The sequence below is a fragment of the Cysteiniphilum marinum genome (genome assembly GCF_014857925.1).
In the GTDB taxonomy this organism is placed as follows: Bacteria; Pseudomonadota; Gammaproteobacteria; order Francisellales; family Francisellaceae; genus Caedibacter; species Caedibacter marinus.
Window position 1 is genome coordinate 20757 of the sequence record NZ_JACYVZ010000007.1, and the last position, 17635, is coordinate 38391.

General features: G+C 37.5%; 7 protein-coding genes. 1 reads left to right on the forward strand and 6 read right to left on the reverse strand.

Annotated features, from left to right (window positions below):
- Window positions 1-5 precede the first annotated feature (5 nt).
- The 6 genes from tssI to IE867_RS05490 form a co-directional block, all read right to left on the reverse strand.
- A complete protein-coding gene (gene tssI / locus IE867_RS05465) occupies window positions 6-497 on the reverse strand; it encodes a type VI secretion system tip protein TssI/VgrG (RefSeq protein ID WP_192483771.1) in 492 nt (163 codons plus the stop codon).
- Complete coding sequence (gene iglE, locus IE867_RS05470; RefSeq protein ID WP_192483772.1) at window positions 497-916, reverse strand: type VI secretion system lipoprotein IglE; 420 nt, start codon at window positions 914-916, stop codon at window positions 497-499. The genes tssI and iglE overlap by 1 nt, the downstream gene beginning before the upstream one ends.
- A 97-nt stretch (window positions 917-1013) precedes the next feature.
- A complete protein-coding gene (locus IE867_RS05475) occupies window positions 1014-4397 on the reverse strand; it encodes a hypothetical protein (protein ID WP_192483773.1) in 3384 nt (1127 codons plus the stop codon).
- The gene (locus IE867_RS05480) at window positions 4394-7039 is read right to left on the reverse strand and encodes a hypothetical protein (protein ID WP_192483774.1); all 2646 of its coding nucleotides are present in this window, start codon (window positions 7037-7039) and stop codon (window positions 4394-4396) included. Before IE867_RS05480 ends, IE867_RS05475 begins: the two co-directional genes overlap by 4 nt.
- Before the next feature lie 8 nt (window positions 7040-7047).
- A complete protein-coding gene (locus tag IE867_RS05485) occupies window positions 7048-11586 on the reverse strand; it encodes a hypothetical protein (protein ID WP_192483775.1) in 4539 nt (1512 codons plus the stop codon).
- 39 nt (window positions 11587-11625) lie between these two features.
- Complete coding sequence (locus IE867_RS05490; protein WP_192483776.1) at window positions 11626-16611, reverse strand: hypothetical protein; 4986 nt, start codon at window positions 16609-16611, stop codon at window positions 11626-11628.
- 442 nt (window positions 16612-17053) lie between these two features.
- Between IE867_RS05490 and tssB the strand changes: the two genes are divergently transcribed.
- On the forward strand, window positions 17054-17623 hold the full coding sequence (tssB, locus tag IE867_RS05495; RefSeq protein ID WP_151192517.1) for a type VI secretion system contractile sheath small subunit: 570 nt from the start codon (window positions 17054-17056) through the stop codon (window positions 17621-17623).
- Window positions 17624-17635 lie beyond the last annotated feature (12 nt).

The window sequence follows — 17635 nt, forward strand, 5'->3', positions numbered from 1 at the left end:
AATCCTTAACCCACCGAGGTGGTTAAACCTTTTACCGTTGTACTTGTCGTGCCTTTAATATCTACTGTCATACCTTGTACAGAAGCCGCTTGAGTAGCCTTAACAGCAACACTACCACCTTGCAAGCTTGCACTACTTGTTGATTTTAAACTAAGTGAACTGGAACCCGTAATACTGACTTTATCCGCGTTAAGCGTAATCTCACCGTCTTTGACTTCAATCACACTACTACCCACTGCAAGCTTAATATCCTTGTCTTTAAGTGAAATGCTCGTGCTACTTTTTTGAATCAACACTTCATCTGTAGTCACTTTAACCGTGATATCACCAACGACAAATGCAATTGTTTTTTCAGCTTTTAAATTGTATTCATTGCCAATTTGCAATACCGCATCACCCGCACTTTTATATTGAATATTGCAGACTTCTTTTTCTTCTTTACCTTTGACAGCAACCGAAATCCCGTCGCTGTTCATTGCGATTGCGTGCTTTGCCATTATAAGTCCTTTTTAACACTAAATTGATTAATGGTGAAACTCACACTTTCACCTTGAGGTTTCTCAGTATAATATTTCCAACCAGATACCGGTTGATGCTTTAAGATAAAATAAATAGCAACAGGCGTATCACTCACATCTAAAGAGATCTTCTGTGCCCCTTGATCTGGCATAAATACATAGCGGCTAACGCCTTGATCAAGTGCGCTTTGGCTAATGGTTGCGTAATCTGCGGTAACAAAATTCTTTTGATCTGCCGGTTGACTAATCAACATTGTGATTGGCTGTTTATCATTGGCATCTTTTGACATGTCAACCTTAACCGTCATTGTTGTCGAATGATACCAAGGGATTAACGAGCAGCCACTTAACATTAAAAACACTGCCACTATTGTTATATATTTCATCATTTTTGCCATTGTTTTACTCCTTTGTGGCGATTTTAGCCTCTAGCTCTTTAATATGCTCATGCTTCTGTGGGCGTATGCAATACGCCCCTACATATACCCAAGTTATCTACGCCTGAAAATTATCCGCATTATTGTCTTGTTGATACTTAACCAGTTTCAAAATGTCTGACTTTAGCTGAAAGCTCACGACAAATGGCGCTACTTTGCTATTGTCACTACTGATCTTCCAGCTGCACAACCAATCACTATTGCAATGAGCATCCGCCAACATCTTAAAGACTGCCCACTCACCCTGATAGGTTTTTTGATAAGTTACATTGCTGTTACTTAACCAGCCAATGGATACGGTTGGTTGCAGTTGCCAATCATAAACAACCGGATGGTTACTTTGATCATAGGTATCTAAGCCCAATACACGATCCTTGCTGCCAATTTGCATAAATGACAGTACCATTTTGCTAATGCCATCTAAGGAAACCTGTTTAAAAGGTGTTGCTGCTACAAACATATCCATCGCTCGCGGTTTGCCATCTGTTGTCCATAAGTCACTTTGCAAACGATAGAAATAATTAAATGAATCGACATAGCTCACAAGCGTTTTTTGCTGCTCTTGAGTTAAATTATTATCAACTTGCCAAATGCCACTAATCGCATCTAAATGAATAAAGCCTTTAAGTAGCGAATACATCTCATTATAAACAGTACCTTTAGGTCCAAACATGTCATTTAATGCATCTGAGCTAATAATACTACTGGAGCCTAAATCCAATGGGAATTTACTTTTTACAAGTGCAATTTTTGGCACAATATCAAGATCCCATTGCTGCTTTAAATCAGTAATAAGATACTGTGCCACACTCAAGCGAATAATGCGCTCAGGCACTTTAAGCAATTGATATGCCTCATTATTTGGCACACCTAAGGCGTCAATTAAACCATTGAGCTTAGCTAATAATGAATCTTCTTTGGTTGAATTGATCTCTTCATATAAACGGGTGTAATTTTCACGATTACGTTGATAGAGATTATTACTAATGGATGACAATACTTGCTTATAATCTTGATATTTTGGGGACGCTACAAACTCATTTAATCGTGCAAAATTATTTGGGATAATTTGCAGCTCAGCTGGCAGCGTTTCATCTTTTCCAAAGCTTGTATTGGTCTTGATATAATCAAGCATATTGCTAAATGGCGTATTATCCGAAGTAATATCAATCAAAAACATTTGCAGGTTATCAATGGATACTTTAGTTGGTAGCGCGTTTTGTAACACTTGATTTAACATCTGCACATATTGACTGGAATAATGTGTTAATGCCCCCTTTTCCAAACGATCAAAGGCGCCATAGTTGATATTATATTGCTGCAGTAATTTCACCAAACTCTCATAGCGCTTTAATAGCGGTAATACTGAGTTGATCAACGTGTTTTTTGAATAGACTAATGACACGGCGGTTACGTTACGCGAGAAGACCGTTTTAAAAGTGTATTTATAGTAATCATTGTCATCGAGCAAACTGATTGTATTTTGATTGCGATTAAGCACACTGACCAAAATAGAGTTAAGCTCAGCACTCAATAAAATACGCTTCCACACCTGCTCTTTTGATTGATCAACTGAACGCTTGCTAAAGAAGGCATTGACTTTATCGTTATAGTGAAACATTTGCTCAACAATATCTGCAAAGCTTGTGATATTATTTTGCGTAGCTGGAATAAGATTTTGCAGATCAATCAATGCCGTGCTACCACTACAATAAGACTGATCCTGCGGCAAAGCGCTACCTAACTTAGCCAAGAATTTGCTCACGCCTGAATTATTATTAAGCACATCATTAGTTAACATATCCGGCACAACTTGCTGTAATAAACACACCTCTTGATGAGTAATCACATTACGACTGATATACTCTTTTAACTGATCATTCGTTGCATGAAAGTAATCACCATCAAAAAAAGCGCTCAACATCTTACCTGAAGCAATAGTACCTGCAGAGTTGATAATTTTAGAATCATCCGATTCTGCGTTATATAGATTATTTGGAATGTGTGAGACCAGTTTTCTATTGTTACTGCCATAACGATAAACAATACCTAATTGCTGAGAAGATAACCCAGTAATCAAAGAAATAAGAGACAAATTATCCTGTAGCACATCGACTACCTTGCTTGAATTGGTGCTGGCAATAAGTGATAGATAAATTGCCTTATGCAGATAGTCCTCTGTTTGATAGATTTTGGGTAACAGCACGTTTTCATATAAATAATTAGCATATAAGCGGTTTAGTGTTTTATTACCATGCGCATTATACAAAAAAGGCAATAATAATTGACTGCGGTAATAACTTACCCATTGCTCATAGATTTTAGCAGCTGCTTCTGTTTCCATCGTCTCTAGTGGTGCAAAAGGACGCTTTAATTGAATAAACTCACTAAACTCATATTGTTGATAGGCATTATAGGCAAACACCGTACTAAAGAATGCCGAAACAAATACTGCCGCAGGTACTAATACATGCCTTGGTTTTAATGCATTTTTATACGCTTTGGAGCCAAAATCAAAAAACGTACTGTGATAGTTTTTAGCATGTATACCAAAATCAAGGTGGATTGCTTTGGCAGGCACTTGGCCATAAGCGCCTTGCGTTAACTCAGAGACTAATTGTATGGCTGGCAAAGTCGCACGCTCAATTTGATAAGCTGCCGTTAACGCACGCTGTACTTCAGTCGTATGATTATTTAAATCACTCAACTTCACTGAAATTCGATGACGGATAACAGCAAACTCGTCATCCAAGGTTGTTTTAATCTCCTCAGCAGAGCTTGGCGCTTCAAAGCTTATCTTAGTGTCATGTTTCAACAAATCAAACAATGCTTCTATTTCTTCATCCATCGCAAAATCAGCAACCGATAAATGTATCTGATAATTCCCATGTGAGAATAATGGCATTTGTGCCATAAATTTCTGAAACATCGCAAACTGACTAGATATAAAGTCATTACTTGTCGCCTTTAGCAGAACGACAGGTAATTGAATCGCACCACGATGATAAAGCTTATTCAAAAAACCATTAAACAACGAAACATTTAATTGCTTGGTACTTTCTAAGGTAATCACGAGAATCATCTTGCCATGCCCAACGATGATCGATTGATTCGCATCAATAATAGTAATCTCAAAGGCATCTAAGTCCATCAAACCACCAATATAAGTCAAGGCATGATCCATATTGCCTTCATAAACACATAAAAAGGATGGCCAAAATGAATGCTTTGCCTGCTTTTGAATATTTAGCTGAGCATCTGCATATGGGTTTTTGTTTTTCTTGGCTTTCGGTGCTGCTTTTTTCAAGCGACTAAACATTGACGTTGCCTTGCTTTTTTCAGTCTTTAAGGTCTTGATCAACCAAACAATAAAGACCAAAAAAGCAGCCACGCCCATCGCGCCAAAAAGCATAACGGCATATTTACTGGTTAATAGACTCATTTTGACTCCTTTTCATCACTAAAGCTTAATATAATCCCCTGTTTATCACTAAACGCTAATGCGTTAATCCCCTCGCCATTTTTTGTTGATTGTTTTAGGTTAAATTGTTGATCATTCGCATCTTGGGTATAACTAAGTGCACACTCTTGTTGTGCACCATAGAGTGTTTGCTGCGCTATTTTTTGTGAGGCTTTATCTTCAATTGTTGCCGTGTTTAGCTTAACGGATTTAATTGCCACGGTTTCTGCCGAGCTAAACTGCAATAACACAACATCACCATTTCGTAATAAATTAAATGTATTTGCTGTGACGCCAAAGCCTGCTACTGGCACATACAGTGGTGCAGGTTTACTCGGATCTTTATAAAGAGATTTTGGCAAATTACACGCATAGCTTAATAAGTTCTCACTTTGCTTGGCATAGACATAATCGGTGAGTTTAGTGCCTTGATCGTCAGCAAACGAGCTTTCAGTTTCAGATTGACCTTTATAAAGCTTATAAGCATATTTGACACTATCATCAACATCTTTACCAATTGTTACCACCGCTTGTGTTTGAAATGTTACAAACGATTGATATTGAGGTAAATCATTTGCCTTAGCACTTTGATCTAACCATTGACTTTGAAGCTGTACAAAGTGAGTGATGCCAGCAGGTGCACCAATCATCGTGATCTTTTCATAGCGATCCTTGTCCGTTTCTGATTCATAATTTTGCTCGGTTAATTTACGCTTCACAAACTCGATCGTTGCCCTATTCTGCACAAACTGAAAGTGTTGAGAACTCAAGATCACTGCTGTGCTTTGCCCAACAAAGGTGTTTTGCCATTGTGTTTTATCCAAAGCAATCAAGTCATAACTTGGTGTTATCGGGAAAAAAGGCATAAGCTCACGCAAACTCACCTGAAACTTTGCCACACAAGACAACGTGCTTTGCAAATCGCTTGTAATCTTTTGCTCGGTGTTGGTGTAAATCTTCACATCCTCAACGAATTGAACGCGATCAAGTGCAAAACCTTTGATTAATGGCTGTTTTTCATTATAAATTTTTGCCAAGGGTTTTCTATCTATATTCATATCTGCTAGATTCATCATGTTCTGTGTTTTTGACCATAGTGGCTGCACTTGGCAGTGTGCATGATCAATTTGAAATAAATCTTTTGAGGTTAATGTGCCTTTACCTTCTGGTTTTTTTTGCCAGTCACTGCTTAGCGCATCATATAAAACATAGCTGCTTTTGCCCTTTGTGAGTTTGCTGTAGTCATACACCAAATAAACACTGTAATGATCCAAAGCTTCAATGAAATAATCATAAAAACTACGTGCGTAAGCAGATACCATCATTTGTTTTTGTTTGACTGCAAGCTTTTTGCATTTGGCTGCATCAATCTGCACCCAACTTTGGAAGAAGTTATTGTCATTAAACACATCGATATATGATTTATCAAAATCAACATAAATAGGCTGATGTTGTGACCAGAATGCCTTTAGGGGATCGCTAAATTTCAAGGTGAAAAACGGTAGCATCGAGGCGATTTCACTCGTTTGCTTATCAATATTTTGTTCAACCAAAGGATCGACAAAACGTAAATGTTCATCGTTTGTCATGGAAGCAATTGCTTGTAATTGCAGCTTAGTCTGATACTTGGTGTTTTTCTTATCCGGATCATCAAAAACATAGGTGTTTTCTAATGTAATCGCCATTGATAACGGAACATTCTGATACAAAAATGCATAATCTGGATGCACGCCATCATCATATGAAGTTTGAAATTTAAGCATACCATCAAAGCCGTAACGTTTAAGCTCAAGATCAAGCTCGGTAATATGATAATTAGCTAACATCAAACCCTTAAACTGTGACTTTTCCGTTTGATTTTGATACTTGTTACTGACTAATGTTAATGGCTTTGTTGCTAGGTTTTCATCTAATGGATTAAGCTCAATCGTGATAACCTGTTCAACGATAAATGGATCATATCCAATCACTGGGCGAATCTTGGATTGTAGTAGTGCGAACAACTTGCGTGACTCGTTCTTGCTGACAATGCTAAGTGCGAAAAAGCGTGATAGCTTATTCACCACCTGCTTAAATTTAAAGATATCGACGCCATCAAGTTGCAGTAGCACTTCTTCAACCAATAAAGTCTCAAGTTCATCCAACATTAAGCGTGCATTCTCAAGCATGTTCGATGTATTTTGAAAATTTGTCTCTAGAATCTCATCCAATAGATTGATAAAAGTCAATTTTTCAAAATACACCTTAAAGGGGCGTATCACATAGCGTGATAAGACACCAGCAGATAATAAATCAAGCACACGAGCATAAGCAATACTTTGGCGAAACCCAGGCTTTTGTTTGGCTTTGATTAAGCCTAGAATCTTTTGATGCAATAGCTTTAATTTATCAATACTCTGATCATTTAACTCATCAATCACGGCAATGGTTAATACATCCAGTAACGCGTGTGAGATATAGGCAAAACGCTCTGAACTTAAGCTTAGATTCGGCAAAACTTCGGCTAAGATATCTGCCAACTGCACATTAATGTCTTTTGTTACAGATATAGTTTCTGACTCTTGCTTTGCTTCAGGAGCACTATCATCAAGCAATTGATTTTTATCTATAATTGCCACACTCATATGTCCCCCTACGCATTTTCTTTTTGTTTAAATTGACGTTTGGGATAAAACTCATGGCTATTAGGATCTTTCTTGCCCGCATCAGCAACGGAAGTCACTGCAGAGCCATCTAGCAACACCAAATCAAATTGACCACTTGTCTGATAAGCATCAATTAAACTTTGTAACTTAGCAGGTTCATCAAGAATCAAATATGCTTGCGCAAGTAATGCCTGTTTTTTTCCACCATCAAAGACACCTCTGACTGCAAGCCATGTATTTTTCTTATTGGCATAGGCAGGCTCATCAATACTTGATTCAGGCTGTGACAAATACTCCATGACATCTTGATCAAAACCACCAAAGCTTTGAAAGGCGATTTCTCTCTGCGATTTCGGATCAATCATCACACCTTTAAGCAATCTATACTTTTCAATTTCAACAATACTATCTTGAGTAAACGTCTGCTTATCAAGCACATGATGACTTGATTTAAATGTGTAGTTTGATAGTGCGCGCAAGCTTGCATTGGACTCCATACAGGTAAGAATATTCATATAAATCGGCGTTTTACGCTGACCACTGCGTGTGGTTTTTCTCGTGATAAGCGCATTATACTGACGATCTTTTCTGCCTGCCGATGAACCTGTTAAATTATAAATATGTGCTAAGAATTGTGCTTGTGTGTTTTTTAGCTGCTCTTGTACGGTTAATTGTATTGTTGTGCGCTGTGTGCTTAGACTGCCAACCGCTTCCTTTTGGCGCTCACTGGTATTTAATAGCATTGCTTTTAATAATAAGCTGACTTTTAGATTATCCACTTTATACACCGGCGAGAACCCTTGATAACGCACATCACCATTATCATCAAAACGCTTGATCTGTAATTTAGTCATCACATCATCTGCCCAGACGCTTAGTTGGTTTTGCTCACTGCCACTGAAGTTTCTGCTGCGTGTTGCATATTCAATATTGATCGCAACTTTGACATAGGCTTGCAATAAAGCATGCATAATTTCAGCCGCAACCGTGTAAAAGCTAACACTGTCATCATTTAATAACCTTTCTTTCTCTTGGTTTTTAAATTCACTCACAGAGATAAGGTCTAAATACTTAGCGATAAATTCACTCAAAGAAATATTTGATTCAGTATTACACAACTGGGCATAGCGGCTTTGCGCTGTGCCCTGCCCTAATGCTAATTGCATGCGCTCTGATAATACTTTATCTTTGCTATCACCCTGATAAATCGGCTCATTATCAATACCATGGGCATACATCTTCAGCATTAGCTCATTGAGTTGACTAAATAAACCATAGAGATTTACCATGTCTTCAGTATTAATAACAAAAGATACTAACTGACGTATATTCACGTTATTTTTCAAGGTCGAACTACTGCTCGATAACACCAGTTGCATATAAATATATGCTTTACTCTCAGAGCTAAATCCACTCATGATCTGGCTTGGAATATCTTGAGCTGCAGCAACATCTTGCACCATACCAGTGAAGTTATAAGGTCTGCTGCCTAGTTTCTGTCCTAGTGCAATTTCCGTTAGTTGATCCTCAATCACCATACTGACAAGCTTTGGCTGTTGATTATCAAGACGCAAATCCTTTAAGATTTTGACACCTTGCTCTAAATAGGCATGCATTGAATCTTGGAAATCTTTGTAGCGCTTATCCTTCAAAGTACTGGCAGCTTTGATTACATTCGCATCATAAAATTGATCTAGATTTTTTTCTAATTGTGGCGCATAGATTTGAGCCTTACTATCATTAATAAAGGCTTGACAGAAACCAGTATAGCCTTGGGCTTTTGCCCATTCCTGCGCACCTTCGATAGCTTTCACCTGCTCATTGGTTTTGGTCACCAACTCCTTATAAACATCTAAGCGCTCTCTTAATTTGCTAATTTTACGAGCTGCTTGGTAGCTATTACCATGCACCTTGACACGCGTTGCGTCTTTTTGCAAAGCCTCTTTCCACGCATCGATACTTTTGGTTAATGCACGTGAACTATCCTCAAACTTCTTATAAACTTCAGACAATACTTTAGTGAAATTATCAATAATCTGCTGAAAACTCTCCGTTCTAATAAACTCCTCACCATATAACCCAACAAGCTGCCTTAATGCTTGTTGCACTAAGTAAAGCTGAACCAAGTGGTCATATTCAACCATTAAAGCCGCAACACATAGCGAAATCAAAAAGCGAAAATCTGTCTCACTTGCTCTTAAACTGGCAATCTGTTCAATCAATGCAGTTTTTTGATCCAAAAACAAATCCGCCTCACCAACATTGGGTGTCTTACCTTGAAAATAATCAAATAGTTTTGCTTTAAGATCTTCTTGTGCAATTTCACCGCGTTCAATCGCCCCTTTACCATATAACTCTTGGGTTGAGAAATACAGCATACTGTGTGCTAATTGCCAATGCACCACCATGTCATAGCTACTAAACTTAGCAAATTCATTGAGTAAACCCATGCGCGTTCTAAACATGTGTTGTAAAAACGGCATTTGTTCCGGATAAGAGGCTGAAAACATCTGCATCGTTAATTCAGACACTTGCTTGATATGTGACTGATTAATGCCAAATACAAACTCATTAATAAATGCCGTCATCTGTCCATAGCATGCCTCACGATAGTTCTGGCTCGCATCAACACTAATGACTTTTTCTTTCGTTAAAAATGCCGCTTCAATTTCTTTTAAAAAGCCTTTTAATCCTTCCAGAGCTTCATGTCGTGCTTGGATAAATTGTGCAAGTGGTTCTTTACTTTCAGGCGCAAAGCATGTTAGCAACTCCTCAACAGTTTTTTGTCCTTGGAAGTCTTTTTTTGCTACATCCTTACATTCAACTTCTAGTTTCTTAACCTGCGCTATCTCCTTGCTTTGATGTGATAGTGTTAGCACTTTCCCAGTAACATTATAAGTAACTTTAACTTCTTTCAACTTAGTCACAACTGGGTTTAGTTTATCCACATCCGCAGTTGTTAACTTATCCTCTTCAACCATTAAAAACTCAAAGCTTGATGAGGTCATTTGTTGAAAGTATTTTTCTTTGCAAGTGGTAATAAAAATGCCATTATCAATCACAGGATAGCTTGGGAAAATAATCGTTGATAATTGAAATGGCAGATTTTTGACAAGATATTCAAGTGATTTATCAGCAAGCATTAATGATACTTGATCACCGGGCAAGCTCTTTTGTGCAAAGCTTTCAACCGCAACAATATAGTCTTGGAAAACACGTAAATGCCCTTGAAAATCATGCAACTTAAAATAGCTTGATATCACCGTCTGGCGCTTGTTCTTTAAAATACCAAATAAATTACCCAGTGATGCACTATCAACAAACACATCACATTGTTGTGCTGATTTCTGTAAATCGTGAATCGCTTTGACCGATTCAGCATGTGCTTTCTGTGCCTGAACCAAATCTTTAGATACTTCATCAAACTGTGTTTGAAAGTCAACCACTGCTTCACTTTCTTTAAAGCTACCCAAAACCCCGCTTTTTGAAGATTCCTGCGATTTTTTCAAGCTGTCACTGATAAGTTGTAGTGCCTTAATATTTAGTAAGTTTGCCACCTCGGTATCAGTAATTGCCGAGGGCTGATTACCACTGGCGTAATCCGCCATTTTTTTGACCAAGGTGCCTTTAGAGGTCGTCTTTGAAAGCTTCTCAACAACTGCTTTGGCATCATTTGCAAGCTTTTGACGTTTATCTTTAATCTCTTGATCATGCTCAGGACGTCGATACTCTTTTTGTAAAAACTCATTTAAGAAATGCATATGATAAAGCGCAATAGGCACAATGCTAGCAATACCAAAACTGCCTGAAACAAGTGTTTTGTCATTATGACATTGTACATTTGGACAAGTTAAGATCTTGACCAGGTGCGTCACAATTACCGCTGTTTTCCATAAGTTCTCATCATGGATGATCCACAGCTTTTTCTGCTCGGAGTAGTAGCATCCGGCATACAGTTTCTCATCATCTTCTTGTGTGACTTTTTTGGCATCCTCATTCATTGCCAACCATTCATAATAAGAAACATATTCGTGATAGAGGGACTCTAACACTTTAGCAATCAGCTTTAAGTTATCACTTTCTAGATTTTCATAATTAAATGTCAGCACATTTTTTAACATCCGTGGATTTAAGCAATCGGTAATATAAGCATTTTTGCCTTGGAACCAATCCGCAAAACGGATCTTTGTCTTTTGCCAAAAGGAAGTTTTTTCCTGTACTTTGTCAAACTGCTCTTTACTAACTTGCGCGCCCATTTTAACGGCGACATCGAAAGCGCGCTCGTTATAGCCAGAGCTGACCATATTCTTAAGTGATAGTTTTTTATCATTAAAGAAATCACGATAAGCTTGCGCTTGCGCGGGTTTTGCAACAATCACCACCGTATCATAATCAGCAACAGCCAATTGAGTTTCAATATCCTCACTGGCACTTAAACGCTTCTGCACCTCATTGTAGCCATCGATCACCTTGCCTGCATTTGAGGCTAATGTCGCTAATTGTACTGCGCCGCTAATTAAGCCCATGCTCAAACTCCTTTTTATCTATTTTTTTCTGCTATTGGTCTACTGCTTTAATGCTTTTTCAAAATCTGCGACATACGCTTGTAGTTTCTTAATGCGTAGTTTTGGATCTGCTTTTGACATCCAATCGGAGTCATCATATAAACGGATTAATGCTTGTTCGTCGTATAGATCAACATTCTTCCACTCTTCCCTCCATTGATCGCTAACTGTCATAACTGCTTTCCCTGTTAATAAGCTCTGCAAACCACTTTCCATCATTGTTTTAGATCGACGCAACATAAAAACATCAGCCCCTTTACTTTGAGCAAAACGCTCAAATGAATCTTGATCAATCAATCTACGCATTGCTTCTAAATGATTAACTTTAGTTGCTCTAGAACTTTTTGAATCATCAAAAATATCCACATCCTCTGAAGTGACATATTCTTGATATGACTTGATATATAAATCATCGTACTCAGTATATAGCATGCAAAACTCTTTAAATCGATAATCTTTAATATCACAAAGCCTCTCGCTCAACGTTGAAGCATTAATATCGGACTTCGCATCAAACACATAGGATGATTTGGCCACATAGGCCATCATTACCATAGCAATCGCTAACGTAATGGCGCTGGTATGCTCAGGTAAGGTCTTTTTCGGCAGAGCCATTTCACTCAGACTAATTAAATCTAGAAGTCTATCTGCTTCTTGCTTAATCAAAACATAAACCGCAGGCATACTTAACATACTTAGCGCTATATAGAGCCTTGCATCCCACGCCTTTATTTGAGGGTTTGTAAGGTTACTCCCCATAATATCGCTGACTTTTATTCGCTGAACAGGAACATATTTCTCCTCACCAAATCGCATTGTATTCCATTGAAAATTTCCTTTAGTTACAAATTTAGAGGGTGACTGATCTTTTTTTTCATTATTCACAAATTTGAAAAAGCTCGCATGTCGCATACTACCCATCTCACCACTCTTGCTATCCTGAGTTGTAACTTTTTCTTTCTCTAAAATTTTAAACACCTGTAGAGACCGAGTATATATTTGACTGTTGTACAGTTGGTCTTTTAGTCGTCTTACACTTTTTGCTGATACTTTTTGAATCTGCTGTTGCATTCTTTGCTGCAGCTCAGGATCTTCTAGCTTATTTTTTAGTTTGATAAATGCTTGATGGACGCTATTTTGAATATTAGCAACCATTAATTCAATCTGCTGAGAGATAAGCTCAAGATCAAATGCACTATCTTCTGCAATCGCTAACAAGCTTTTTTGCTCATGATCAGATAATTTATGTTGGTGAGATGAAATGGCTTTTTTCATACTATCGACAAAGTCACTTGCAGAAACTTTATTCTGACAAAGCAAATATAGAATATATATTAAGAAATACATAGCGCCTGGCATTTCTGCATCGTCATAACGAAAATGCTGAATAAAATGATTAAGAATATCATCATAATATTGCCCCTTATCATCTATCGCTGTCAAACTTAAAGAAAGTGGGTGAGATTTATAGTAAAACCCGTTCTCTAATGAGGCATATAAAAGTGCAGCGACAATCGCTTTTTTATCAAGGACTTGATAACTCTTAAAACTATTGAATAATTGACTGACTTGCGCAATCTGAGTTTGCAGTGACTCTCTTAAAGGGTTTTGGTCTTCCGGCAAAAAATGCAGCCATATAATGACTTTATCAAAATCTTGCACCTCATAACTCCCTTTACGCGCATGATGAGAGGCCTCTAATAGACACCAATCCAATGTACTATCTGACTGATATTTTTTTATAAATTGTTGATTTAAATCTAAAAACATTTCACTTGGTACAGGAAATGATTGCTCTTGTTTAGAGAGTAAAGTTTGATGTGTATCATCTAAAAATGAGTACATCAACTGCGCACTATCAACACTCGACAACAAAAACTCATCTGACGGGATGGGATGCGTGCTAAACAAGCTCCACCCACCACCTCTTAACATACTGTAAAAAAACATTTTCGTTTCTAATGGGTACGCTTTGGATTTTGAATATTCCGATACCTTATCAAGTAAAGCACGCTTTTGTTTATCAACATCCTCTGTGATTTGATCTCTTTTTATAATCGCTGATTGTACAAATGTATCATATTCAAACTTTTCGCCTTTGGCGTTATAGGGCACTGTTTGCACTTGCTGCTTTAAGAATTCATGGATATTGCTAAGCAAAGTTAAATAGGCTTTTTGCTTAATATCAACTTTTTGCCCATCTTTGAGGTAAACACTGGCTTTATCCAAATAATCAACTGCCATCTGCCCATGTTTATACAGTGAATCCGATAAAGTCATCATTTGCGGGCGTACACTGTTATAGACTTTCTTTAGCCCACTTAACCAATAATGACTATTGACTGTATCAGCATACTGCTCAAGCTCAGGTAACAGCTGATAAGTAATGGCTTCTAATACTTGCGCGATACTTCGCTCATCTTCATAAAGCTTTTTCAAACTGCCTCTAAATGCTTCGTTATGAAAAATCATGCTGCCATATTGTTTAATCATACTACTTGCTGAGCGTTTACCGATATCAAGTAAAACCAAACGCTCAAATAATGACATCATTGTTGCGAGTATCAATGCCATGGTTGGCAGTAACGCATCTTTTGCTGAAGCGGCAATGGCCTTTATGACCTGATTAACAGGATCACCTTCCAATATTTCATCAAGCTCTTTTTGTGAAAAGCATTTTTGATAACGCTTTAAGTACTCTTGAATTAATTTTTCTAAACGTTTTTCAATGTTTGTATCTTTTGCCTTTTCCTCATCCTTTACATAAAGATGCTTTTTAATCGCCTGATTTGCCTTATCCATTGATTCACGCGCGTAGTGTACAACAAAAGAATGCACAACCATGCTATAGCTATAATCAAGCAATAAATAAAAAGGTGTGACACCACTGATGGCTAGTGATGACTGACTGACTGCACTGCGTTTTCTAAACAAAAATTGTAACATAGGCATTTCAAGTGGAAAGCAGCTGGCAATGACTTTTTCTAAATCATCCGCATTTTCAGCAAAATGCTTATACACTTCTTCACGCTTTTCTCTCTTTAAAATAGCAGCCACATCATCACCAAAGCCTTTAGCATCGGCGTCTTCAGAAACCTCAATTGCCGCCTGCATTAAAGGTGCGCCCTGCTTAGCAGCAATCGCTTTGATCATCAATACCTTATCGACCCACGCTTGAACAATTGGGATTTGTTCTGGATCCTTCATCTTGCTAAATAATACATCTAACCTTAATTCTAAACTCTCTATTTCAATACATTCAAGATATGCCATCTCAGGCATTTTTTGCTGAGTGCTGCCAAATAATAATTGAGCAATCTCTTTTTCTGTTGTAAGACTTATATCTGAATAACTAATAGCAACAATTTTATGTTTTACAGGCTCTGATTCTGCTACTTTTTCCAAAGTAATACTCACTGCAGTATTAACATAGTCTTTACCCATTAAACCATTGAGTTTTTCATCAACAGCGGCTTTGTCCTTAACCTCGGTAAAAAAAGCATCATAATAGGTAAACATCTTAAGATATAAGCTACCAATAAAGGTATTTAACATACTGCTATTAAGTGAAATATCATTATAGCTAAACATCAAACGTAAAATGGGGCGCACTAAATCAAAATAATAATTCATCAACGGCATCGATTCATGGATATGTTTAAGCATGGCAGTTGGCGCTGAAGTTTCCACTTTGTACAAGACACTTTGGAAATATGACTGTGACAAGCGTGCCACTTCAAAGGGTGGAATGGCTTTTTTAAACTTGCCACCTAAGTCAGCGCCACCTAACATCGTATGACCAAAATTACCGCCAAAAACTTTCAAGGTTTTGTCATTAGGCTTCTCTTTTATCATTTGCTTGGATGCTTCTATGGCTGCCTTATTTTGCGCAATCACTTTTTGCATCTGATCATAATGCCCTTTTTGCTCGGCAACATCGGTCACAAATGCTTTGACATTACCCATGCTTGAAGCGATATTGCTGTAGGATTTCTTTGCCAAGAAACTGGCAATTCCTGCGGTTGGTGCGGCATTCATATAGGAGACTTCATTAACCTGTTTATCCCCTATGCGACTGAGCATGGTTGACATCTTCTGCATATGGATATTTTGACTTTCCTTAAGCACACTAACCAAATGTGAAGTGGCATTACGAAAGGACTCAGAGCGCTCTTGTAAATTTTGCTCTTGCTTTTGCTCTAAAAGCGGAATAGCGATTGATGTAATATATTCATTTAAATGATCGATATGCGCGTATAAAGTTGGATAGACTAAATTACCATTTTGATAAAGGTAATGCGTCATATTGAGAATACTATAAAGATGATTGGTAATGATAAATAACAAGACAATATCCAAGGATACAAAGGTATAAACCGTGCCACTTTTATTGACCATCGTCGAGATATCAGCATCGGTTTGTGCATCAGAGAGTTTCTTTGGATCTAATGAACTTGCCGTGTGCACTTGCAAAAAAGTAACCAAATCAGCAAAAACCATAATAAGATCACGTTTTACATCATCCAGTTCAAAAAAGTTTGAACCGTTATCAATGCGCCCACTTTTAGAAGCCACCGCTAGTTTATATGGCGCAATACCATCGGTTAAAAACACGCGTTTACCCGATAGATAGCCCCATATTTTTTTGGATGTTTCACGTAAACCCCAGCTTTCAGCTAAGAATTTATGCGCCTCTTTTGAGTTTTCACTACCAAACTGCATGCGACATTGCAGATCATGGCTTTCGATCTTATTAACACTTCCCTTTAATCCTTCGCGAATCTCATCAATTTTATCATCAAAGAAATTAACATATTGCTGCACAATCTGCGGATCAACGACAATAAGTGAAACATCCTCAATCTTGGTATTATCATTAACATCTTCGATTGATGCATAGCTTTTATATGCTTCCTGCAAGGCTTGATAGCCCAGTTTGGCAACCGGTGAAAAACTTGCAACTGAAAAAGGCATTCCAAACATCATCCATTATCCCTGTAGGTTAGTTACTCCAAAACTCAGGCTAATATATCTATCGCAAAATGATTTACGGTGGGTATATTCTTTGCCATTTCCTAATAAATAATCTATCGATAAACAAACAATCAGGTCAAGTCAATTTAAAGCATTTTTTGAAAATAAAGAAAACAAAATTTGTCTGATTGATTAAAATCATCATTCATCTATGCATAGAATTCATATAAATCAATAGGTGAATGCTATTTTTTCAAAAAAGCCTATAAAATCGCTCAAAAAATAAATTTGCATTTTTTGCCTCTAGCTATTGACTAATCATAAATCAACAGGTTACATTGATCCGGTCAAATAACTAACCAGAAAATTGAATTTCTAGTAAAAATCCGAGTGCTGATAGGAAATATTCTCAGCATATAATCAACCATAATCGTATTAAAAAGGAACGGATAACATGGCTGTAAATAAAAAACTCCCAAAATCAAGATTGATGATTCAATACGACACGCGTGTTAAAGGCGAGGCAAAGAAAAAAGAACTCCCATACCGCGTTCTCGTGATGGGCGATTTATCCAAAGGCAAATCAAAAGATGCCAAACTCCCATTTGAAGATCGTGATGTTCGCGTGATTAAAAATGGACTTGACGCCACACTCAAAGATATGGAAATCACTGCAAATATGCGTGTTCCCAATAGCATCAACCCTGCGAAATCACCAATGATTGATATCAATTACAAATTCACATCAATGGCAGATTTTCAGCCTGATCGTATTGCCAAAAAAGTACCTGAATTGAATGCACTTCTTCAATTAAAAGAAATGTTGTCTTCCTTTGAAAAAGACATTGATAACAATCGCACATTGAAAAAAACCATTGACGGTATTTTTTCAGATAAGCAAACGCTTGAATCCTTGAAAAAAGAGATTCCTAATCTAGATCACTATAACCTTGCCAAAACTGATGATGGTGCGATTGAAGGTGAAGTTGTCTCTGGTGAAGAAAATCCACAGCAAAATGGTTAAGGAGAACATAAA